General features: G+C 68.9%; 21 protein-coding genes and 1 tRNA gene. 14 read left to right on the top strand and 8 right to left on the bottom strand.

What is annotated here, in order from left to right:
* The first annotated feature begins 148 nt into the window (after nucleotides 1–148).
* Complete coding sequence (locus tag ACFYY8_RS31145) at nucleotides 149–358, top strand: hypothetical protein (protein ID WP_390047080.1); 210 nt, start codon at nucleotides 149–151, stop codon at nucleotides 356–358.
* Nucleotides 359–450: 92 nt separating this feature from the next.
* Entirely contained in the window at nucleotides 451–1,947 is a 1,497-nt protein-coding gene (locus ACFYY8_RS31140; protein WP_390047078.1) for a tyrosine-type recombinase/integrase, read from the top strand.
* Between the two features lie 6 nt (nucleotides 1,948–1,953).
* On the opposite strand, the gene ACFYY8_RS31135 is transcribed toward ACFYY8_RS31140, so the two are convergent.
* The 6 genes from ACFYY8_RS31135 to ACFYY8_RS31110 form a co-directional block, all read right to left on the bottom strand.
* Nucleotides 1,954–2,025, bottom strand: a tRNA-Val gene (locus ACFYY8_RS31135).
* A gap of 34 nt (nucleotides 2,026–2,059) precedes the next feature.
* Nucleotides 2,060–3,007 (bottom strand): ROK family protein, encoded by a 948-nt coding sequence (locus ACFYY8_RS31130; protein WP_390047076.1) that lies wholly within the window; start codon nucleotides 3,005–3,007, stop codon nucleotides 2,060–2,062.
* Nucleotides 3,008–3,118: 111 nt separating this feature from the next.
* Nucleotides 3,119–3,442, bottom strand: coding sequence for a hypothetical protein (locus ACFYY8_RS31125; protein WP_390047074.1), 324 nt, complete (start codon nucleotides 3,440–3,442; stop codon nucleotides 3,119–3,121).
* 58 nt (nucleotides 3,443–3,500) lie between these two features.
* Complete coding sequence (locus ACFYY8_RS31120; protein ID WP_390047073.1) at nucleotides 3,501–3,959, bottom strand: peroxiredoxin; 459 nt, start codon at nucleotides 3,957–3,959, stop codon at nucleotides 3,501–3,503.
* Between the two features lie 83 nt (nucleotides 3,960–4,042).
* On the bottom strand, nucleotides 4,043–4,471 hold the full coding sequence (locus tag ACFYY8_RS31115; protein WP_352016392.1) for a DUF3052 domain-containing protein: 429 nt from the start codon (nucleotides 4,469–4,471) through the stop codon (nucleotides 4,043–4,045).
* 123 nt (nucleotides 4,472–4,594) lie between these two features.
* Nucleotides 4,595–4,993: a secondary thiamine-phosphate synthase enzyme YjbQ gene (locus ACFYY8_RS31110; RefSeq protein WP_390047394.1), complete on the bottom strand. Its 399-nt coding sequence runs from the start codon at nucleotides 4,991–4,993 to the stop codon at nucleotides 4,595–4,597.
* 333 nt (nucleotides 4,994–5,326) lie between these two features.
* On the opposite strand from ACFYY8_RS31110, the gene aceE reads away from it, so the two are divergent.
* The 3 genes from aceE (at nucleotide 5,327) to ACFYY8_RS31095 (ending at nucleotide 10,204) form a co-directional block, all read left to right on the top strand.
* The gene (gene aceE / locus ACFYY8_RS31105; protein ID WP_352016390.1) at nucleotides 5,327–8,074 is read left to right on the top strand and encodes a pyruvate dehydrogenase (acetyl-transferring), homodimeric type; all 2,748 of its coding nucleotides are present in this window, start codon (nucleotides 5,327–5,329) and stop codon (nucleotides 8,072–8,074) included.
* Between the two features lie 100 nt (nucleotides 8,075–8,174).
* A complete protein-coding gene (locus ACFYY8_RS31100; protein ID WP_390047070.1) occupies nucleotides 8,175–9,761 on the top strand; it encodes an alpha/beta hydrolase in 1,587 nt (528 codons plus the stop codon).
* 134 nt (nucleotides 9,762–9,895) lie between these two features.
* Nucleotides 9,896–10,204 carry an ArsR/SmtB family transcription factor gene (locus ACFYY8_RS31095; protein ID WP_390047068.1) on the top strand — a complete coding sequence of 103 codons (309 nt, stop codon included), beginning with the start codon at nucleotides 9,896–9,898 and terminating at the stop codon, nucleotides 10,202–10,204.
* Between the two features lie 40 nt (nucleotides 10,205–10,244).
* Here ACFYY8_RS31095 and ACFYY8_RS31090 read toward each other — a convergent pair whose 3' ends face one another.
* Nucleotides 10,245–11,507, bottom strand: a complete 1,263-nt coding sequence (locus ACFYY8_RS31090) for an amidohydrolase family protein (protein ID WP_390047066.1) — start codon at nucleotides 11,505–11,507, stop codon at nucleotides 10,245–10,247.
* Nucleotides 11,508–11,583: 76 nt separating this feature from the next.
* Here ACFYY8_RS31090 and ACFYY8_RS31085 point away from each other — a divergent pair, with 76 nt between their 5' ends.
* The gene (locus tag ACFYY8_RS31085) at nucleotides 11,584–12,117 is read left to right on the top strand and encodes a MarR family winged helix-turn-helix transcriptional regulator (protein ID WP_390047064.1); all 534 of its coding nucleotides are present in this window, start codon (nucleotides 11,584–11,586) and stop codon (nucleotides 12,115–12,117) included.
* Here ACFYY8_RS31085 and ACFYY8_RS31080 read toward each other — a convergent pair.
* Nucleotides 12,103–12,768, bottom strand: a complete 666-nt coding sequence (locus tag ACFYY8_RS31080; protein WP_390047062.1) for a helix-turn-helix transcriptional regulator — start codon at nucleotides 12,766–12,768, stop codon at nucleotides 12,103–12,105. The two genes, ACFYY8_RS31085 and ACFYY8_RS31080, sit on opposite strands and share 15 nt — an antisense overlap.
* 114 nt (nucleotides 12,769–12,882) lie before the next feature.
* On the opposite strand from ACFYY8_RS31080, the gene ACFYY8_RS31075 reads away from it, so the two are divergent.
* The 8 genes from ACFYY8_RS31075 (at nucleotide 12,883) to fabF (ending at nucleotide 19,886) form a co-directional block, all read left to right on the top strand.
* On the top strand, nucleotides 12,883–13,317 hold the full coding sequence (locus tag ACFYY8_RS31075) for a hypothetical protein (protein WP_390047060.1): 435 nt from the start codon (nucleotides 12,883–12,885) through the stop codon (nucleotides 13,315–13,317).
* 9 nt (nucleotides 13,318–13,326) lie between these two features.
* Entirely contained in the window at nucleotides 13,327–14,487 is a 1,161-nt protein-coding gene (locus tag ACFYY8_RS31070) for a glutathionylspermidine synthase family protein (RefSeq protein ID WP_390047058.1), read from the top strand.
* Nucleotides 14,488–14,538: 51 nt separating this feature from the next.
* Nucleotides 14,539–15,015, top strand: coding sequence for a DUF350 domain-containing protein (locus ACFYY8_RS31065; protein WP_390047055.1), 477 nt, complete (start codon nucleotides 14,539–14,541; stop codon nucleotides 15,013–15,015).
* Between the two features lie 189 nt (nucleotides 15,016–15,204).
* On the top strand, nucleotides 15,205–16,314 hold the full coding sequence (locus ACFYY8_RS31060) for a PucR family transcriptional regulator (RefSeq protein ID WP_390047392.1): 1,110 nt from the start codon (nucleotides 15,205–15,207) through the stop codon (nucleotides 16,312–16,314).
* 117 nt (nucleotides 16,315–16,431) lie between these two features.
* Entirely contained in the window at nucleotides 16,432–17,328 is an 897-nt protein-coding gene (locus ACFYY8_RS31055; protein ID WP_390047053.1) for an ACP S-malonyltransferase, read from the top strand.
* A complete protein-coding gene (locus tag ACFYY8_RS31050) occupies nucleotides 17,325–18,281 on the top strand; it encodes a beta-ketoacyl-ACP synthase III (RefSeq protein WP_390047051.1) in 957 nt (318 codons plus the stop codon). The genes ACFYY8_RS31055 and ACFYY8_RS31050 overlap by 4 nt, the downstream gene beginning before the upstream one ends.
* 75 nt (nucleotides 18,282–18,356) lie before the next feature.
* The gene (locus ACFYY8_RS31045; protein ID WP_352016379.1) at nucleotides 18,357–18,596 is read left to right on the top strand and encodes an acyl carrier protein; all 240 of its coding nucleotides are present in this window, start codon (nucleotides 18,357–18,359) and stop codon (nucleotides 18,594–18,596) included.
* A 57-nt stretch (nucleotides 18,597–18,653) separates the two neighbouring features.
* Entirely contained in the window at nucleotides 18,654–19,886 is a 1,233-nt protein-coding gene (fabF, locus tag ACFYY8_RS31040) for a beta-ketoacyl-ACP synthase II (RefSeq protein ID WP_390047048.1), read from the top strand.
* Nucleotide 19,887: the final 1 nt, after the last annotated feature.

The raw sequence follows: 19,887 nt of genomic DNA, 5'->3' as shown, positions 1-19,887 counted from the left end.
AATTGCTTGAAATGCAACTTTCAACCACGTAAACCGAAACCTAACGACTGTGCGTCCCAATTTCACTGGTCATAGCTCGGACCGGTACCACGGAGTTAGGAGCACGATGTCGTCCCTCGTAAGAGACCTCACGGTCGCAACTATCGGCTTGGGAATCGGCTCAGTCGTCGTCGCCTATGTCGCCAACAAGGCCGGGTACGCCAACGGCTACTGCGACGGCAAGATGCAGGGCAACCTCGACGGCTTCGAACTAGCAACCGCCTTGATGGAGAAGGAAAACCGCATCACCCACCTGAGAGGGCAGATCATCGGCTTGACCAGAAGGATCGAGCCTGACGCCCCCCTGAAGATCTCCTAGGCCTGCTAGAAAGAGGCCTCCATGGACTGGTCGGTGTCCCCACCACCGGCCAGTCGCCCTGGAGACCCACCCCCACCACCACGGAGGACACCGTGGCATTCGCCGAAAAGCGTGGCAAGTACTGGCGCAGCAGGTTCAAAACCGCAGACGGCTCCCTCGGGTCGGCCAGCTGCGGGTACGACGGCAGACGATTCACCACCGAGAAAGCGGCGGTCGACTTCGGCGAAGAGCAAGAAGCCGACGTCCGCCGCAACCTGTGGAGAGATCCACGGTCCGGCGACATCCTCTTGCAGGACTGGGTAAATCAGTGGTACCCAGCGCAAGACCTAGAACTGACAACGCTAGACGGCTACCGCTGGCACATTGAGGTCCACATTCTCCCGTATTTCGGACATCGCCCGCTGAATACACTGACGGCGATCGAGATCAACGCGTGGGAGCTCCAACTCCACAGAGAAAAGATCTGCGGCGAAACATCTGCCGCATCAGCTCGTACCCTGCTGCACACCATCCTCTCTGATGCTGTCGCAGCCGGCCTCATCGCCGCCAACCCCGCCGTCCGGCGGAGGAACAGGGGGCGCAAGAACGGCAAGAGCAGAACGCGCGGCCCCGAGCGCGAGTGGTCCACCCCTCTGACCGTGCTCCTCCTCGGGGAGCGGCTAGCTGCCCTGTCTGGCCGCCCCGACGACTTCGTCCAGGCCGTGACGGTCGGCTACACCGGCCTCCGCTGGGCGGAGACAGTAGGGCTGGAGCGCCAGTACTTCCGCCTGTCGTCCATCCGCGTCGAGCAGCAGGTGTATGAGCGAGGCGGCACCTGGATCAAGAAGGCCCCGAAAGACGACTCCTACCGGACAATCCCGATCCCCACGTTCCTGACCGACCTGCTGTCAGAGCACCTCAAGGCGAGCGGCAACGGCAAGTGCGGCTGCAAGGGCCCCCGCGGCTGCGGCGGCGGCCAGTACGTCTTCCTAGGCGAAGACGGAGGGCATGAGCGTCGCTCGAACTACGGGCAGCGCCGGTTCCGGCTTGCCGCCGACGGCCGCCACCCAGGCATGAAGAGCCGGCCAGGCTATCCGGTGCTGGTCGATCTCGCCGAGACTCCTTGGCCGGGCCTCGTCAAACGGTCATGGCCCATGGCTGTTGAAGGTCAAGAGTTTTCCCCGCCACACCATCGCGGGTTCTGGCGCTACGACATCGAGCAGCATCACGTGGCGTCCTGGCTGCCCCTCATGAAAGGGCTGACCCCCCAGGGGCTACGGCACGGACACAAGGTCTGGCTGGATGAGGACGGCATCCCCACGGTGGCGTCCGAGGAGCGCTTGGGGCACGAGTTGCCGGGCATCGTCGGCACCTACTCGCACACCTCCGAGGAGATGGTGCGCCGGATTCTGGAGGGGCTCCAGAAGCGGTGGGAGGCGTCGTTGCGGGAGCGGGCAACGGTATGGGGTGGCCGGTCCTCGGTGCCTGTGCTGGACGGCCTCCTGGCGCCGTATCGGCAGGCCGCGAAGGGGCGCATTCAAGATCTGCTCCCTCCTCGCTCCCAAGAGGCGGTTACAGACCTTCGTGCTAGGCCCAAAAAGCGGGCCTGAGCTGGGTGGGCACTACTGGGTTCGAACCAGTGACATCTCGCTTGTAAGGCGAGCGCTCTACCGCTGAGCTAAGCGCCCCGGGAAATCCCGTCCGGATGGACGGGATAACACCTTACGCCACCGGAGGGGACTTCAGCACATCAAGCGACCACGTGGCGCCCGCCTCCGCCCACCCGGCCGCGCGCCAGCCGAGCAGGGCCGCGCCGAGCATGCCCGCGTTGACCCCGAGGGTGGCCGAGCGCAGCGGGGGCGCGGCGCGGAAGGCCAGGCGCTTGCCGAGCCGTTCGGCCAGCGGTACGGCCAGCAGGTCCCCGGATTCGGCCAGGCCGCCGCCGAGGACGATCGCCTCGGGGTCGAGCAGGAGGGTGTAGGTGGCCAGGGCCAGGGACAGCGCCTCGACGGCGTCGTCCCACACCGCGACCGCCACCGGGTCGCCCGAGGCGATCAGCGCGGCCACCTGCTTGGCGGTCGTCTGCGAGCCGGACCTGGCCGAGTAGCGGCGGCCGATGGCCGAGGCGGAGGCGTAGGTCTCCAGGCAGCCGATCTGGCCGCAGGCGCAGGGCTCCCCGTCGGGGAAGACCGGGATGTGTCCGATCTCGCCGCCCCACCCCACGCTGCCGCCGTACGGTTCGCCGTGCAGGACGACCGCGCCCGCGATGCCGGTCCCGATGGGCAGGAACAGGAAGTCGGAGATCTCGCGGCCCGCGCCGAGAACGCTCTCCCCGAGGCCACCGGTGCGCACGTCGTGCCCGAGCATCACCGGCACGTCCAGCGGGACGAAGTCCTCGGCGCCGACGTCGCGCCAGCCGATGTTCGCCGAGTAGAGCGCCTTCTGCGGGGTGACCAGCCCCGGTACGGCCAGGCCGACCCCGGCGGGCTCGCCGCCGCCCGCGACGGCGAGGTCGTCGATGAAGGAGCGGATCGACTGGACGACCGCCGCCGGACCCCTCTCACGCGGGGTGTCACGCCGCTCACTGAAGGCGATCTCGCCCGAGCGGGTGACGACGCCTCCCTTCATGGACGTGCCACCGACGTCAAGGGCCACAACGAAGGAGCTCATGCGCGCATCCAGCAGGTCGAAGGAAGGAGTTCGGGCCTGACCATAGTGCATGGCAATAACGCCACATGACTACAGATGCCCACAAATGCGCTTAAAGCAGATTTATGAGCACTAATGAACTCGCCCCAGGACCCGGTTGAGCGCGGCCTCGACCTCGTCGGCCAGTTCCTTCGACAGACCGGACGGGCGGGGCGGGAGCGTTCCTTCCCCCACCGCGGCGGGACGCACCGCCCCGCAGGAGCGGCACTCGACCTCGCCGAGCCTGCAGATGAGCGCGGCGGAGCCACATGAGGAGCACGTGTCGAGTTCGAGGTCGTGCGTACGCTGACAGTCCGGGCAGACGAGGACCTGGGCCTCCCCGCGCACCCCGCGCTTCCACGGACTGGCTCCGCGGACGGGGTCGGTCTGCCTGGCCCCGCAGGAGAAGCAGGGCATGATCGCCTCCGAGGGTCATGGGCCGCGGGCGCCACATGGACGCCCGCGGGCTCACCGCTTAGGAAAGGTCGGCGAGCACCCTGAGGTACTCGGCGATGTCTCGCGCCTGAGGGATGGGGTTCACGACGCTCCAGCGGACCACGCCCTCGCCGTCGATGACGAAGGTGCCACGCGTCGCGATGCCCTTCTCCTCGTCGAACACACCGTACGCCTGCGCGACCTGCCCGTGCGGCCAGAAATCGGAGAGCAGCGGGAAGGTGTACCCCTCCTGGTCGGCCCAGGCCCGATGGGTGAACACGGAGTCGACCGAGACCGTGAGCACCTGGACGTCCTTGGGCGCGTTGGCGATGAACTCGTCACGGAGGGCACAGAGTTCGCCGTGGCAGACACCGCTGAACGCGAGGGGGTAGAAGATCAGCACGACCTTTTTACCCCGGTGATCCGAAAGCTTGACCGGGGTGCCGTGCTGGTCCTTCAGCTCGAAGTCCGGAGCCGGGGAGCCCACATCCACCGTCATGGCCAAAGGTCCTTTCATCGGATGACAATCAGGACCATCATCCTGCCGTACGGCTCGCCGCGAGCCGTACGGCAGGGCGAAACCTATCGACGCGCCTTCGGTGTGACCAGCCTCGTCCCCGACCAGTCGGGAGCAGCGCTGATGCTGCTCGTCTGCGACAGGCCCGCCGTCGTGGCGTCCTCCCCGATGTCGCTGGGCTCCACATGCCCGTCACGACCGGCTTTGGGAGTGAGCAGCCAGATCTGGCCGCCGTCGCTCAGATTGGTCACCACACCGCTCAGGGCGTCGAACAGATCGCCGTCACCGTCGCGCCACCACAGCAGCACGACGTCGACGACGTCCTCGAAGTCTTCATCAACCAGCTCGTTGCCGGTCAGCTCCTCGATGGAGTCGCGCAGATCGTCGTCGGCGTCCTCGTCCCAGCCGACCTCCTGCACCACCTGACCCTGCTTGAGACCGAGCCGTTCGGCCAGGCTGCGTTCGCCCTGCGCCTGACCAGCGGTCGCGCTCACGTTTTTCCCTCCTACTTGAATGGCCCCGCAGCTACACGGCGCTCAGAGTGCTTCGGCACAGTCCACACGCTGTGACCCTCGGTCGTCAACGGTCGCCACGGCAACGACTGGGCTACGTATGAATTAGTCCGACAAAAATGACAAACGGACCTGGCGTTCCTGATTGTCGACGTTGAGGTCCACCAGAGCGATGGACTGCCAGGTGCCCAGCGCGAGCCGTCCGGCCAGGACCGGGACGGTCGCGTACGGCGGAATGAGAGCGGGCATGACATGTGAGCGTCCATGCCCCTTCGAGCCGTGTGCATGCCTCCACCTGTCGTCGGCGGGGAGCAGGTCCTCCAACGCGGCGAGCAGGTCGTCGTCGCTGCCGGAGCCGAGCTCGATCAGCGCGACACCGGCGGTCGCGTGCGGGACGAAGACGTGCAACAGCCCGTCACCCCCGCACGAACGGACGAAGCCCTCGCATTCCTGGGTGATGTCGTGCACCCTCTGCCGGGAACCCGTCACCACCTCGATCGTCATGGATCTCACATACCGATCCTACGATCCACGCTGAGCTGCGACGACGGTCGAACACCCGGGAAGGGGGCGTATCGCCTAGCGCGAACGTCCCTGTCTGCCCATCCCTCGAAAGAACGGTGTGTTCCGCGTCTCCCGGACCGCCGTGGCGACCCCAGGCCCATGTACCCTTTGGGGACAATTCGTCCTACCATCGGTGGTCTACTCCACTTATGGGCCCCTGCCAGCAGGGTCTTCCTGGTTACCGGTCAGTAGAGATGCACTTTCCGGGGTAAGCGACCAGGATGGAAGACGACCTACACCAGACAAAAGTCCATCCTCGGAAGGCGAGACCCAGTGGCTTCCGGACGCCAGCGTTTCTCGGTTATCAGCGACGGCCTACCCAGCCAGCTCCCTGATGTCGACCCAAGCGAGACCCAGGAGTGGCTCGAGTCGCTCGACAACGTCGTCAAGACGGAAGGTCGCACTCGTGCCCGTTATCTGATGCTTCGCCTACTGGAGCGGGCCCGCGAACATCAGGTCGGGGTTCCCGGCCTGCGCAGCACCGACTACATCAACACCATTCCTCCCGAGCGGGAGCCGTGGTTCCCCGGCGATGAGTACGTCGAGCGCAGAATCCGCGCATACATCCGATGGAACGCGGCCGTCATGGTGACGCGCGCGAACGCCCGGACCAACGTCGGCGGGCACATCGCCACCTACGCCTCCGCGGCCTCGCTGTACGAGGTGGGCTTCAACCACTTCTTCCGTGGCAAGGACCACGGCGAGTCCGGCGACCAGGTCTTCATCCAGGGCCACGCCGCGCCCGGCATCTACGCCCGCGCCTTCCTTGAGGGCCGCCTCAACGAGGCCCAGCTCGACGCCTTCAGGCAGGAGCGCTCGCACGGCTTCAGGGGCCTGCCCTCCTATCCTCATCCGCGCCTGATGCCGGACTTCTGGGAGTTCCCGACGGTCTCCATGGGTCTCGGCCCGATCGCCGCGATCTACCAGGCCCGGTTCAACCGCTATCTTCTGAACCGGAAGATCAAGGACACCAGCCGCAGCCACGTGTGGTGTTACCTCGGCGACGGCGAGATGGACGAGCCCGAGTCGCTCGGCGCGATCGGCCTGGCCGCTCGTGAGGAGCTGGACAACCTCACCTTCGTCATCAACTGCAACCTGCAGCGCCTCGACGGCCCGGTACGCGGCAACGGCAAGATCATTCAGGAGCTGGAGTCCTACTTCAGGGGCGCCGGCTGGAACGTCATCAAGGTCGTGTGGGGCCGCGACTGGGACCCGCTGCTGGCCGCCGACGTCGACGGCGTGCTGGTCAACAAGATGAACACCGTCCCCGACGGCCAGTTCCAGACCTACTCCGTCGAGAGCGGCGAGTACATCCGCGAGGACTTCTTCGGCGGCGACCCGCGCCTGCGCAAGATGGTCGAGCACCTGTCCGACGAGGACATCCGCAAGCTGTCCCGCGGCGGCCACGACTACCGCAAGGTGTACGCGGCCTACAAGGCGGCGCGTGAGCACGTCGGCCAGCCGACGGTCATCCTCGCCCAGACCATCAAGGGCTGGACGCTCGGCAAGGACTTCGAGGCGCGTAACGCCACGCACCAGATGAAGAAGATGTCCAAGGCCGACCTGAAGGAGTTCCGCGACCGGCTCTACCTGCCGATCCCGGACTCCGCGCTCGAAGGCGACCTTCCGCCCTACTTCCACCCGGGCGAGAACGACCCCGAGATCCAGTACATGATGGAGCGCCGCGCGGCCCTGGGCGGCTTCCTGCCCAAGCGCGTCGTCCGCGCCAAGCCGATCACCCTGCCGGGCGACGCGGCCTACGCGCAGCTCAAGAAGGGCTCCGGCAAACAGAACGTCGCCACGACCATGGCGTTCGTCCGGTTGCTCAAGGACCTGATGCGCGACAAGGAGATCGGCCACCGGTTCGTGCCGATCATCCCGGACGAGGCCCGCACCTTCGGTCTCGACGCGATCTTCCCGACCGCCAAGATCTACTCGCCGCACGGCCAGACCTACGACCCGGTCGACCGCGAGCTGCTGCTGTCCTACAAGGAGTCGACCGAGGGTCAGATCCTGCACGAGGGCATCAGCGAGTCGGGGTCGATGGCCTCGACCCTCGCCGTCAGCACGGCGTACGCCACGCACGGCGAGCACATGATCCCGATCTACATCTTCTACTCGATGTTCGGCTGGCAGCGCACCGCCGACCAGATGTGGCAGCTGGGCGACCAGATGGGCCGGGGCTTCCTGCTCGGCGCGACCGCGGGCCGTACCACCCTGAACGGCGAGGGCCTGCAGCACGAGGACGGCCACACCCCGCTGACCGCCTCGACGAACCCGGCCGCGGTCTCCTACGACCCGTCGTGGGCCTTCGAGGTCGCCCACATCGTCCAGGACGGCCTGCGCAGGATGTACGGCGAGCAGCCGGAGAACATCTTCTACTACCTGACCGTCTACAACGAGCCCTACGCCCAGCCCGCGGAGCCCGCGGGGGTGGACGTCCAGGGTCTGCTCAAGGGTCTGTACCGCTTCGCCCCGGCCCCGGCCTCGAACGGCCCGAAGGCCAACATCCTGGCCTCCGGCGTCGCGGGTCCGTGGGCGCTGGAGGCCCAGCGGATGCTGGCCGAGGAGTGGGGCGTCGCGGCCGAGGTCTGGTCCGCGACCTCCTGGACGGAGCTGCGCCGCGAGGCGCTGTCCGTCGAGGAGCACAACCTGCTCAACCCCGACTCCGAGCAGCGTGTGCCGTACGTCACCAAGGTGCTCTCCGCGGTCGAGGGGCCGTTCGTCGGCGTCAGCGACTACATGCGGGCGGTGCCCGACCAGATCGCCCAGTGGGTCCCCGGTGACTGGGCCTCGCTCGGCACCGACGGCTTCGGCCTGTCGGACACCCGTTCCGCGCTGCGCCGCCACTTCCACGTGGACGCCGCCTCGATCACGCTGGCCGTGCTCACCCAGCTGGTCAAGCGTGGCGAGCTCGACGGGCGGGTGCTGAAGGAGGCCGTCGCCAAGTACCACCTGAGGAACGGCGTCACCGAGGCCGGTGGCGTCGAGAGCAACGACACGCAGTCCATGGGACTGTGACCTGATCACCCCGCCGGGCGGGTCCTTCTTCGGAGGGCCTCGCCCGGTTAGGGTGGAATCGCTTCCCCCGGCGAACAATCTGACCCGAGGGGGGCGCCCAATGCGAAGAATTCTGACCGCCGCCACTGCGGCGACGGCCCTTTCCGCCGCGCTGACCGCCTGTGGCAGCGCCAACGGGCCCGGCGGCTACGGGGCCGTGGCGAACATCTCCGACCCGAGTCCCAGCCCGGCCCCGCCCTGGTCTCCCGGCACGAGTTCACCGTCCGGTACGGCGAAACCCAACGGAATCGCCTGGGGCCCCTGCACCGACATCAGGCGCCCGGACGGCGCGACCCCCCGGCCCGACCCCAGGTTCCAGTGCGGACGGCTGCAGATCCCGCTGGACTACGGCAAACCGGACGGCGACAAGCTGGACATGGCGGTGATCCGCGTCCAGGCGACCGAACCCGGCAGGCGGCTCGGCTCCCTGGTGTTCAACTTCGGTGGTCCCGGCGCGTCCGGCATCGACACCATGGCCCAGTCGTACAAGATCTTCAGCAGCCTGAACACCAGATACGACCTGGTCAGCTTCGACCCACGGGGGGTCGAGCGCACCGGGGGCGTCAGATGCGGCACCGACAGGGACATGGACCACTACCTGGCCATGGACACCGTGGCCACCAACCAGGCGGAGCGGACCAGGCAGAACGAGACCATCCGAGCCTTCGTGGACGCCTGCGAACGAACCTCGGGCAAGGTCCTGCCGTACGTCGGCACGGTCAACGCCGCCCGCGACATGGACAGGCTCCGCGCGGCCCTCGGTGAGAGGCAACTCGACTACTTCGGCATCTCGTACGGCACGCAGCTCGGCGCGGTCTACGCGACCCTGTTCCCCAAGAAGGTGCACCGCTTCATCCTCGACGGGCCGCTCGACCCGAGCGCCACCCTGGAGCAGCGCTCACTGGCCCAGACGACCGCCTTCCAGCACTCCTACGACTCCTTTCTGAGGAACTGCATCAAGGGACCCGGCGAGTGCGAGGCGGGACCGGACGTCGCGGGCGCGAACAAGAACGTCAAGGCCTTTCTCGACGATCTGCGGATCAACCCGCTGCCCGTCGGCGACCGCAAGCTCACCCAGGGCCTGGCCGTGACCGGCATCGCCGCGGCGCTGTACTCCGACCTGACCTGGCCACTGCTCGAACAGGGATTCGGCCGGGCCTTCAAGGGCGACGGCCGGATCCTGCTGTATCTGGCGGACGCCTACAACGCGCGCATGCCCGACGGCTCCTACTCGACGATCATGAGCAGTTTCCCCGCCATCACCTGCGTGGACACCTCCGAGCGGCCGACCCGGGAACAACTCGACAGGACCGAGAAGGCCTCCCTGGAGATCTCCCCGCTGTTCGGCGGCGCGGGGATGGGCGCCCTGTGCGCGGCGTGGCCCGTGCCCGGCAACGACGAGGCCAGGCGGGTGGACGCCACGGGCTCGGCCCCGATCGTGGTCATCGGCGGCACCGGGGATCCCGCGACGCCGTACGAGTGGGCGCCGAAGCTGGTCTCCCAGCTCAAGACCGGTGTGCTGGTCACCTACAAGGGTGAGGGGCACGGCGCCTACCTGTCCGGCGACTCGTGCGTCAAGCGGGCCACCGACGGCTACCTGCTCGACGGGAAGGTCCCCGAGAACGGCACCACCTGTCCCTCTTCGTGATTCCAGAAGGGACATCGACCGGGAAAACCCCTGCGGAGTTACCGGAAGGATTCGGTAGGTGACAAATGGTTTGACATTCCCTCAACTGTGCTATCTCGGCACTAGGATGGATCCGTGAAGGTGCGGGTGAACTGATGCGCGAGCCATGGCATCCCGCTGCGGATGACATCAAGCTGGCCGAGATCATGCACGCGCTGGCCGATCCGGTGCGGCTTGAGATCCTGGCGAGACTCGCCAGGAGCGAGGGTGAGAACTGCGGGGAGATCGGCAGTGGCATCGACGTGCACAAGTCCACGATGTCCCACCACTATCGGGTCCTGCGGGAGGCCGGGGTCACTCTGACCACCATGGACGGCCGTTCACGCCTGGTCAGGTTGCGGCGTGACGACCTGAACACGCGCTTCCCCGGCCTGCTCGACTCGGTGCTGAACGCGCTGCGCTGAGCGGGCGGCCGGGCGCCCCGGGTCTCAGGCCGGGAGCGTCTCAGGCCGGGAGCGGGGTGCCCGCGGCCCGTGCGATCCGCGCCGCCGAACGGGACACCGCGTCGAGTGTCCCGTGCGTGTCGGCGCGCAGCAGGCGCCCGTCCCGCTTCATGACGCGGCCCGCCACGAGCACGGTGTCCACGTTGGCCGGCCCCGCGGCGGTCACCACGGCGCCGACCGGGTCGTGGACCGGCGCGAGACCGGGGTCCCCGGCGCGGAGCATGACGATGTCGGCCTGTCTCCCCGGCCGCAGCGAGCCGATCAGGTCGTCCATGCCGAGTACGGCGGCCCCCTCGACGGTGGCCATCCGCAGCACCTCGGCGGCGGTGAGCGATCCGCCCCGGCCCCGCTCGGCGGCGAACGCGGCGCGCATCACGGCGAACATGTCGCCCGGCGTGGCGGTGACCGTGTCGACGCCCAGCCCGGTCGTGACGCCGAAGCTGCGGAACCTGCCCGTCTCCGGCAGGCCGTGCCCCATCTGGGACTCGATGGCCGGGGCGACGGAGGCGACGCCGCCGCTGTCCGCGACGAGCCTCATCGCCTCGTCGGTGAAGCCGTTTCCGTGCACGAACATCACGTCGGGCCCGAGGAGCCCCTCGCGGTGCAGCCACTCGACGGTCCCGGTCCCGGTGGCGTGCGCGCTGATCTGGAGGCCGAGTTCACGGGCCAGCAGCCAGTCGGCCCTGGCCGCCTCCGCGGGGCCGTAGACGGGCCCGAGCGCCGCCAGGGCCGGGGTCACCAGGGCGGGCAGGCTCAGCCCGGCGATCCGCCGTACCTCCGCCCGTTGGCGCGGGTCGCTCTCGGTGCCGGGGCGGGCGTAGCCGAAGACACAGCGGATTCCCGACCCGGCCAGGGCGTCGAGCGCGGCGTCGGTGTGACCGGGGGTGATCTGGATGTGCGACCAGTCGTAGACCGTGGTGGTCCCGGAGTCGAGCGCCTCAAGCGCGCCCCACAGGTTGGCCGCGTGGACGTCCTCGGCCAGGAACGCGGGGCCGAGCCTGCCCAGCACGAGGTCGAGGTAGTCCCCCAGCGTGGTGTCGGCCGCGATCGAGCGCAGGACGCTCTGCCACATGTGCCGGTGCGTGTCGACGAGGCCGGGCAGCACGATCATGCCCGTCGCGTCGAGGACCTGGGCGTCCCCCGCTTCCAGGTTCGTCCCGACGGCGGCTATCACCCCGTCCTCGATGAGGACGTCCGCGTCCGGCAGGACGCGCACCTCGGGGTCGGTGTCGACGACGGTTCCGCCGGCGATGAGCATGCGCATGGAACATCTCCCTGTTGAGAAAGCAATTGAAAAAGCTTTCTCGAAAGCTATCAGGGGAGAGAGCTATCCTCAATCCATGGCACCGGGAGACAGCACCGGACGGGACCACGTCGACGAGATGATGGAGGGGTGGCGGGCGGAGCTGCCCGAGGCCGCGACCATCCACCTGGAGATCGTCAAGCGTGTCGGGCGGCTGAAGTCCATGGTCGAGGAGGTCACCCAGACCGTGCTCGGCGAGTACGGCCTGACCTACGCCGAGTTCGACGTGCTGGCGACACTGCGCCGGGCCGGCGCCCCCCATCGCCTCAAGCCCAGCATGCTCGCCTCCCGTTCCTCGCTGACCACCGGCGGGACGAGCAACATCCTGCAGCGGCTGACCGCCGCCGGACTCGTCGAACGCGAACCGGACCCGGCGGACGGCCGCAGCTCCTGGGTGTGCCTGACACCGCTGGGCGTCCGGCGGGCCGAGGAGCTCGCCCTGGCCACGACCGAGGCGCACGACAACCTCCTGGCGGGCGTCTCCGAGGAGAGCGCGCGGGCCCTGGCCGACCTGCTACGCGAGGTGCTGCTCACGCTCGGCGACCGGGCGGGCGCCTCACGCCGGGGCTGACCCCCACCCCAGGCCCTCGGCCCAGTCGGTCGAGTGCCCGGGCGCAGCCTCACCGGTCTCCTCGGCCCTGCCGACCCGGTCGAGCCTGAAGGCGCGGACGTCCTGCCTGAGCCTGCACACACCCACGAGATACCAGTGGCCGCCTCGCCCGCCGACCAGGACCGTCGGTTCGACCTCGCGGACGCTCACCCGCCCGCGCCGGTCCTCGTACTCGATCCTGAGCACCCGCCCGTGCAGCAACGCCCGCTCGACCACCGCCGAAACCCTGGGATACGGCTCCGCCTCGGCGGCCGTGCCCGGCCGTACGACCGGCTCCCGCGCCCCCTGCGCGGGCAGCGCGGCCTCCAGCTTGCGCAGGGCGTCCCTGGCGGGCCCCTCCTCCGCCCGGGAGAGCGCGGCCACGACCGCCGCCGCCTCCTCCCGGGTGAGGCCGAGCGGGCCCAGAGTCATGCCCTCACCGAGGAGGTAGCCACCGTCCCCGTCCGTCCGCGCCCGCACCGGCACACCGGACCTTCGCAGGTCGGAGACGTCACGCTCGACCGTACGGGCGCTCACCCCGAGCCTGACGGCGAGCTCGCCCACCGGCAGGGCCTCGGGCGAGGCGGCGCGGAGTTCCCCGAGCAGAGCGTGCAGCCGGTCGGTACGGTTCACACTTGTCACGTTACGCGTCGATACCGACACTCCCCACTTTTCCCACCCCAGTTGGGCAGTTGAACACACAAAACAGCACCGATACCCTGTGTCGACGTATCTCATTGGAGCCCGATGGCCGCAAGTCCTAAACACCCCCTGGCCGCCGGCCGGAACTCCGGCGGAAAGCACGACGTCACCCCCTCGGGGTCCAAGGCGACGAAGGTCATCACCCTCACCGGGATCGGTGTCGTCTCACTGCTCCTGATCGGCTACTGCTCGGCGCAGGACGACTACGAGGAAGTCGGGGCCGAGTGCGTCGACCTCAACAGCTACCAGCCGGACGGCTCGTACACGGTCGTCGACGAGGACTACTGCGACGATGACGACGAGAGCGGCTACCACGGCTCCCACGGCGCCTACCGGTGGTACTACGGCGGCGTGAGGACGGGGACCCGGGTCGGCCACGGCACCACGGTGCGCCCCTCCGACGTGCGGATCACGACCCGCAAGGGAACGGTCATCCAGCGAGGCGGCTTCGGGAGCCGCTGGGGCAGCGGCGGAAGCTGACCCGGGCGGATGAGACGCGAGACCTCGCCTCCCCGCGACGGCTGGGAGGCCATCATCGAGAGCCAGGGGCTGGCCTACCACCGCACGGCCCATCCCGGCGGCCTGGAGCGCCCCTACTGGGACGAGGGCGCGCACTACGTCTTCTCCATGGACGAGGTGCTCAGCCTTGAGGCCCAGGTGGAGGAACTGCACCGGATGTGCCTGCACGCCGTCGAGCACGTCGTCGAGCGGGGCCGCTACGCCGACTTCGCCGTGCCCGAGTGGGCGGGACAGGAGATCGCCGCCTCCTGGCGGCGCGGCGACCCCCACCTGTTCGGCCGCTTCGACCTGCGCTACGACGGAACCGGCCCGGCCAAGCTGCTCGAGTACAACGCCGACACCCCGACCAGCCTGCTGGAGAGCTCGGTCGTGCAGTGGTTCTGGCTGCGTGACCGCCACCCGGACGACGACCAGTGGAACTCCATCCACGAACGGCTGATCGACCGGTGGCGGCGGATAGCCGAGGGGTTGCCGACCGGGCCCTCGCACTTCGCCTGGACCAGGATGGACGAGACCGGCGAGGAGGCGATGACGATCGCCTACCTCCAGGAGACCGCCGAGCAGGCGGGGCTGAGCACGATCGCCGTGGCCATGGAGGACATCGGCTGGGACGGCCTCAACCTGCGCTTCGTCGACATGGAACGCCGGGTGATCCGCTCCCTGTGCAAGCTGTACCCCTGGGAGTGGGCCGTCGCCGACCCCTTCGGCGCCAGGGCGGTGCGCCAGCAGGTCTCCTCGACCTGGATCGAGCCGCTGTGGAAGATGCTGCTGTCGAACAAGGCGCTGCTCGCCGTGCTCTGGGAGCTGTACCCCGGCCATCCCAACCTGCTGCCCGCCTACCTCGACGGTCCCCGCGACATGACCTCCTACATCGTCAAGCCACTGCTCGGCAGGGAGGGCGCGGGCATGCGGATCGTCACCCCCGGCACGAGCGTCGAGACCCCGGGCGACTACGGCGCCGAGGGGCACGTCCACCAGGAGTTCCAGGCGCTGCCGCTCTTCGACGGCTGGCGTCCTGTGCTCGGCGCCTGGGTCGTCCACGACGAGGCGGCCGGGGTCGGCATCCGTGAGACCTCCGGGCTCGTCACCGACGACACCTCATCCTTCGTCCCGCACCGCATCGAACTCTGAGGCCCCCTCGGCTCCGCCTGAAAGCCCAGAAGAGCCCGAAAAGAGAGAACCATGATCCCCACCCCTCAGCCGCTCGCCATCGCGGGCACGGAGACCGTCTCGCTCGCCGAGACCCTCGGCCGCGGCGCCCTCGCCATCGCCTCCTACGCCGCGCTCGGCGTGATCCTGCTGATCATCGGCTTCTACGTGATCGACCTCGCCATCCCCGGCAAGCTCAGCAGGCTGATCAGGGTCGACCGCAACCCCAACGCCACGATGCTCACCGCCTCCGGCCTGACCGCCGTCGGGCTGATCGTCGCGGCCTCCATCTGGTCCTCCGGCGGGGCGCTGCACGAGGGACTGCTGGCCACCCTGGTCTTCGGACTGGCCGGCATCGCCGTGCAGACGGTGGCGATGCTCGCCTTCGACAGGGTGGTCGGGATCTCCGTCCGCGAACTCGTCACGGAGTCCGACCTGCAGCCGGGCACACGTCTTCTCGCGGTTACCCACGTGGTCATCGGGCTGATCACGGCCGTCGCCGTCATCTGACCGCCCCCGGGACAGGCGCCCGCGCCTCAGGCCACGGCTGGCGCATCCCTCGCGACCTGGCACTCTTATCACGTGAGGGAGCGGAGCGAGAGAGCCAGCAGACACAGCGACGCCGTGGCAGGGGCCGGGCAGGGGGATCTCGCCTCGGACCGGATACGGCAGGACACCACCCGCAGGCTGGAGCGGGCCATGGGAACGCTGGGAACGGCCGCCATGTCGAGGATGGACGAGCGGCTGATGTGGTTCCGCGCCCTGTCCGCCGAGGACAGGTCGTGGGTCGGGCTGGTCGCCCAGGCGGGCATCGCCGCGTTCGTCGAGTGGTTCCAGCACGCCGGAGAGGGCCGCCTGACCCCCAGCATCGAGTTCTTCGGCACCGCGCCGAGAGAGCTGAAGCGCTCCATCTCGCTGCAGCAGACGGTCGACATCGTCCGCATGGTCGTCGAGGTCGTCGAGGCGCAGACCGGGGATCTGGCCGCGCCGGGCGGGGAGGCGCAGCTCCAGCAGGCGATGCTCCGCTACACCCGTGACGTCGCCTTCGCCGCCGCGCAGGTCTACGCGCGCGAGGCGGAGGCGCGCGGCGCCTGGGACGCGCGCCTTGAGGCGTTGATCGTGGACGCCCTGGTCAGGGGTGAGGTCGACGACGGCCTGCACTCGTGGGCCGCGGCGCTCGGCTGGACCTCCTCCCCCGTCGTCGTGCTGGCCGGGCAGACGCCGGACGACGACCCGCAGGCGGTGATCGACGGGCTGCGCGACCGGGGCCGCAGATCCGGCCTCGACATGCTGGCCGGTGTCCAGGGCGGCCGCCTGATCGTGATCGTCGGCGGCGCGGACAGCGTCGGCGCGGCGGCCAGGCACGTGGTGCCGCGTTTCGGCCCCGGTCCCGTCGTGATCGGCCCCGAGGTGAACGACCTGCAGGCGGCCGCCAGTTCGGCCAGGGCCGCGATAGCCGGGCTGCGGGCGGCGGCCGGCTGGCCGGACGCGCCCCGGCCCGTCCACGCGGAGGACCTGCTGGCCGAGCGGGCCATCGACGGTGACGCCGACGCGAGGGGCCAGCTGATCGAGAACGTCTACGTCCCGCTCGCGGGCACCCCCCTCCTCGACACCCTGGCGACCTATCTGGAACAGGGCACTTCCCTCGAAGCCACGGCCCGGTTACTGTTCGTGCACCCGAACACGGTTCGCTACCGTCTCCGGAAGATCACCGAGCTGACGGGCTACCAGCCGACCGAGGGCCGCTCGGCCTTCACGCTGCAGGTCGGGCTCATTCTCGGCCGTCTGTCCGAGACGGACGTTACGTAGTGGTTTGCCGGTAATCTCCAAGAAACCTCCGTTGTAGGCTTCCTACAAGAGAGTGAACACAAAGTTCGTCAGAATCCCTATCCGTGTAGCGAAGTTCTACAGGGCACGCTGGGGTTCGTGCTCGTACTCGTCGCGCCGGGCCAAGGCGCCCAGACTCCAGGCTTCCTGACCCCGTGGCTTGAGCTACCGGGTCTGGCGGACCGCCTGTCCGCGTGGTCCGACCTGATCGGTCTCGACCTGATCTCCTACGGGACCACCGCGGGAGCGGACGAGATCCGTGACACCGCGGTGGCTCAGCCACTGCTCGTAGCCGCCGGGCTGGCCGTCGCCGAGGTGCTCGGGGCCTCCCCCGACGTCGTCGCCGGGCACAGCGTGGGCGAGCTGACCGCCGCCGCACTGGCCGGGGTGCTGACCCCCGAGCAGTCCCTGACCCTCGTGCGCGAGCGCGGCCTGGCCATGGCCGAGGCCGCCGCGGTCACCGAGACCGGCATGATCGCCGTCCTCGGCGGCGAGGAGGAGGACGTGCTCGCCGCCATCGACAAGCACGGTCTCACCCCCGCCAACGTCAACGGCGCCGGGCAGATCGTCGCGGGCGGCACCCTGGCCCAGATCGAGGAGTTCAAGGCCGACCCGCCCGCCCGCGCCAGGCTGATCGCCCTGTCGGTCGCGGGCGCCTTCCACACCGAGCACATGGCCCCCGCCGTCGACCGTCTGCGTACGGCCGCCGCCGCCATCACCCCGAACGACCCCGCCTTCACGCTGCTGTCCAACGCCGACGGCGCCGCGGTCGCCGGCGGCGCCGAGTTCGTCGAGCGCCTGGTCAACCAGATCGCCAACCCGGTCCGCTGGAACGCCTGCATGACGACCATGGCCGACATGGGCGTCACCACGATGATCGAGCTGACCCCCGGCGGCACCCTGACCGGCCTGGCCAAGCGCGCCCTGCGCGGCGTGAAGGCCGTTCCCCTGAAGACCCCCGACGACCTGGACGCGGCACGAGAGGCCCTCAAGTGAAAGTACGGCAGGGCGCTCCGGGCGCGAAGATCCTGGCACTGGGCCACTACCAGCCGTCCAACGTGGTCACCAACGACGATCTCGCGGCGACCATGGAGACCAACGACGAGTGGATCCAGAGCCGGGTCGGCATCAAGGAGCGCAGGATCGCCCCCGCCTCCGAGTCCGAGATCGACCTCGCCGTACAGGCGGGCGGCAAGGCCCTGGCCACCAGCGGGCTCTCGGCCTCCGACATCGACCTGGTGATCGTCGCCACCTGCACACTCGAGACCCAGATCCCCAACGCCGCCGCCAGGGTCGCCACCCGCCTCGGCATCGAGTCGCCGGGCGCGTTCGACGTGAACACCGCCTGCTCCGGCTTCTGCTACGCCCTGGCCGTCGCCGACGACGCCATCCGCTCGGGCTCGGCGACCAACGTCCTGGTCATCGGCACCGAGAAGCTCTCCCAGTGGATCGACTGGACCGACAGGAGCACCGCGGTGATCTTCGCCGACGGTGCGGGAGCCGCGGTCGTCGGCCCGTCGCAGACCCCGGGCATCGGCCCCGTCGTGTGGGGCAGCGCGGGCGACAAGTCCGAGGCGATCATGATCAAGGACCGCGCCTCCCACCTGACCCAGGAGGGTCAGACGGTGTTCCGCTGGGCCACCACGGCCCTGCACCCGGTGGCCAAGCAGGTCTGCGAGGCCGCCGGAGTCGACCCCGCCGACCTCGCGGCCTTCGTGCCCCACCAGGCCAACCTGCGCATCATCGAAGCCATCGCCCGCAAGATCGGCGCGGAGAACGCCGTCATCGCCAGGGACATCGTCCTGGCGGGCAACACCTCCGCCGCCTCGGTCCCGCTGGCCCTGTCCCGGATGGTCGAGCGCGGCGAGATCCAGTCGGGCGGACTCGCCCTGCTGCTCGGTTTCGGCGCCGGCCTCACCTACGCCGGCCAGGTCGTCGAGATCCCCTAGAGCTTGTACGGCTCCGGCCGTGCAAAACCCAAGAAGACCCAACATCACCACCCAATCCCAAGGAGAACACTCGACATGGCCCTGACCGAGCAGGAGATCCTCGCTGGTATCGGCAAGATCATCAACGAGATCACCGGGATTCCGGCCTCCGAGGTCAGCCCGGAGAAGAGCTTCGTTGACGACCTCGACATCGACTCGCTGTCCATGGTCGAGATCGCCGTCGCCGCCCAGGACGAGTTCGGCGTCGAGATCCCCGACGAGCAGCTCAAGAACCTCAAGACCGTCAAGGACGTCATCGGTTTCATCCAGAACTGAGAAAGGTCTCTGGACACCTACCGGCTTCGGCCCGCGAATCACAAGGAGCGCAAGACAGTGAACACAGACCAGGTACGCGTCGTCGTCACCGGGCTCGGCGCGACCACGCCCCTCGGTGGGAACGTCGCCTCGTCCTGGTCGGCGCTTCTCGCCGGTCAGTCGGGGGTTCGCAACCTCACCGAGGACTGGGTCGACTCAGTCCCGGTGAAGTTCGCAGCCGCGGCCGCCGTGGACCCGACCGAGGTTCTGCCCCGGCCGGAGGCACGGCGGCTGGACCGCGCGGAGCAGTTCGCGCTGGTCGCGGCCCGTGAGGCCTGGGCGCACGCCGCGATCGACAAGGTCGACCCCGAGCGCCTCGGCGTGGTCGTCGGCAGCGGCATCGGCGGCATCACCACGGTCCTGGCCGCCTACGACACCTTCAAGGAGAAGGGCTGGCAGCGGCTGTCGCCCTTCACCGTGCCGATGCTGATGCCCAACGGCGCCGCAGGCTGGATCGGCATCGAGATCGGCGCCCGCGCCGGCGTGCACGCGACCGTGAGCGCCTGCGCCACCGGTGCCGAGTCGATCGGATACGGCATCGAGATGATCCGCTCCGGACGTGCCGACGTGGTGGTCGCGGGCGGCACCGAGGCGGCCATCCACCCGCTGAACATCGGTTCCTTCGCCGCCATGCGCGCGATGTCCACCCGCAACGACGCGCCCCACCTCGCCTCGCGGCCCTGGGACAAGAGCCGTGACGGATTCGTGCTCGGTGAGGGCGCCGGCATCGTGGTGCTGGAGTCCGAGGAGCACGCCCTCGCGCGTGGCGCCAAGATCTACGCGGTGGCGGCGGGCGTCGGTTACTCGGCCGACGCGCACCACATCGCCCAGCCCGAGCCTCTCGGCGCGGGCGTCATGCTGGCCATGCGCCGCGTCCTGGAGAACTCCGGCCTGACCGGTGCCGACATCAAGCACGTCAACGCGCACGCGACCTCGACCCCCGCGGGCGACGTGGTCGAGACGGTGGCGATCAGCGAGGTCATCGGCAACCACCCGCTGGTCACCAGCACCAAGTCGATGACCGGGCACCTGCTCGGCGGCGCCGGTGGCATCGAGTCGGTCTTCACCATCCTGGCGCTGCACGAGCGGATCGCCCCCGCCACGATCAACATCGACGAGCTCGACGAGGGCGTCGAGGTGGACATCGTGCGTGACAAGCCGCGCGCGCTGCCCGACGGCCAGATCGCCGCGATCAACAACTCCTTCGGGTTCGGCGGACACGACGTCGCCGTGGCCTTCACCAGCATCTGAC

It is taken from the genome of Streptosporangium sp. NPDC001559, assembly GCF_042893955.1.
Classification (GTDB): domain Bacteria; phylum Actinomycetota; class Actinomycetes; order Streptosporangiales; family Streptosporangiaceae; genus Streptosporangium.
Note: the sequence above shows the minus strand (reverse complement) of the source record. Positions and strands in the feature narration are given on the sequence as shown.

Excerpts from the sequence above, each read along its gene's own strand:
- ACFYY8_RS31130 (WP_390047076.1), bottom strand. The coding sequence starts at position 3,007 with ATGAGCTCCTTCGTTGTGGCCCTTGACGTCGGTGGCACGTCCATGAAG.
- ACFYY8_RS31125 (WP_390047074.1), bottom strand. The coding sequence starts at position 3,442 with ATGCCCTGCTTCTCCTGCGGGGCCAGGCAGACCGACCCCGTCCGCGGA.
- ACFYY8_RS31120 (WP_390047073.1), bottom strand. The coding sequence starts at position 3,959 with ATGACGGTGGATGTGGGCTCCCCGGCTCCGGACTTCGAGCTGAAGGAC.
- ACFYY8_RS31110 (WP_390047394.1), bottom strand. The coding sequence starts at position 4,993 with ATGACGATCGAGGTGGTGACGGGTTCCCGGCAGAGGGTGCACGACATC.
- ACFYY8_RS31100 (WP_390047070.1), top strand. The coding sequence starts at position 8,175 with ATGCGAAGAATTCTGACCGCCGCCACTGCGGCGACGGCCCTTTCCGCC.
- ACFYY8_RS31095 (WP_390047068.1), top strand. The coding sequence starts at position 9,896 with ATGCGCGAGCCATGGCATCCCGCTGCGGATGACATCAAGCTGGCCGAG.
- ACFYY8_RS31090 (WP_390047066.1), bottom strand. The coding sequence starts at position 11,507 with ATGCGCATGCTCATCGCCGGCGGAACCGTCGTCGACACCGACCCCGAG.
- ACFYY8_RS31085 (WP_390047064.1), top strand. The coding sequence starts at position 11,584 with ATGGCACCGGGAGACAGCACCGGACGGGACCACGTCGACGAGATGATG.
- ACFYY8_RS31075 (WP_390047060.1), top strand. The coding sequence starts at position 12,883 with ATGGCCGCAAGTCCTAAACACCCCCTGGCCGCCGGCCGGAACTCCGGC.
- ACFYY8_RS31070 (WP_390047058.1), top strand. The coding sequence starts at position 13,327 with ATGAGACGCGAGACCTCGCCTCCCCGCGACGGCTGGGAGGCCATCATC.
- ACFYY8_RS31065 (WP_390047055.1), top strand. The coding sequence starts at position 14,539 with ATGATCCCCACCCCTCAGCCGCTCGCCATCGCGGGCACGGAGACCGTC.
- ACFYY8_RS31060 (WP_390047392.1), top strand. The coding sequence starts at position 15,205 with ATGGGAACGCTGGGAACGGCCGCCATGTCGAGGATGGACGAGCGGCTG.
- ACFYY8_RS31045 (WP_352016379.1), top strand. The coding sequence starts at position 18,357 with ATGGCCCTGACCGAGCAGGAGATCCTCGCTGGTATCGGCAAGATCATC.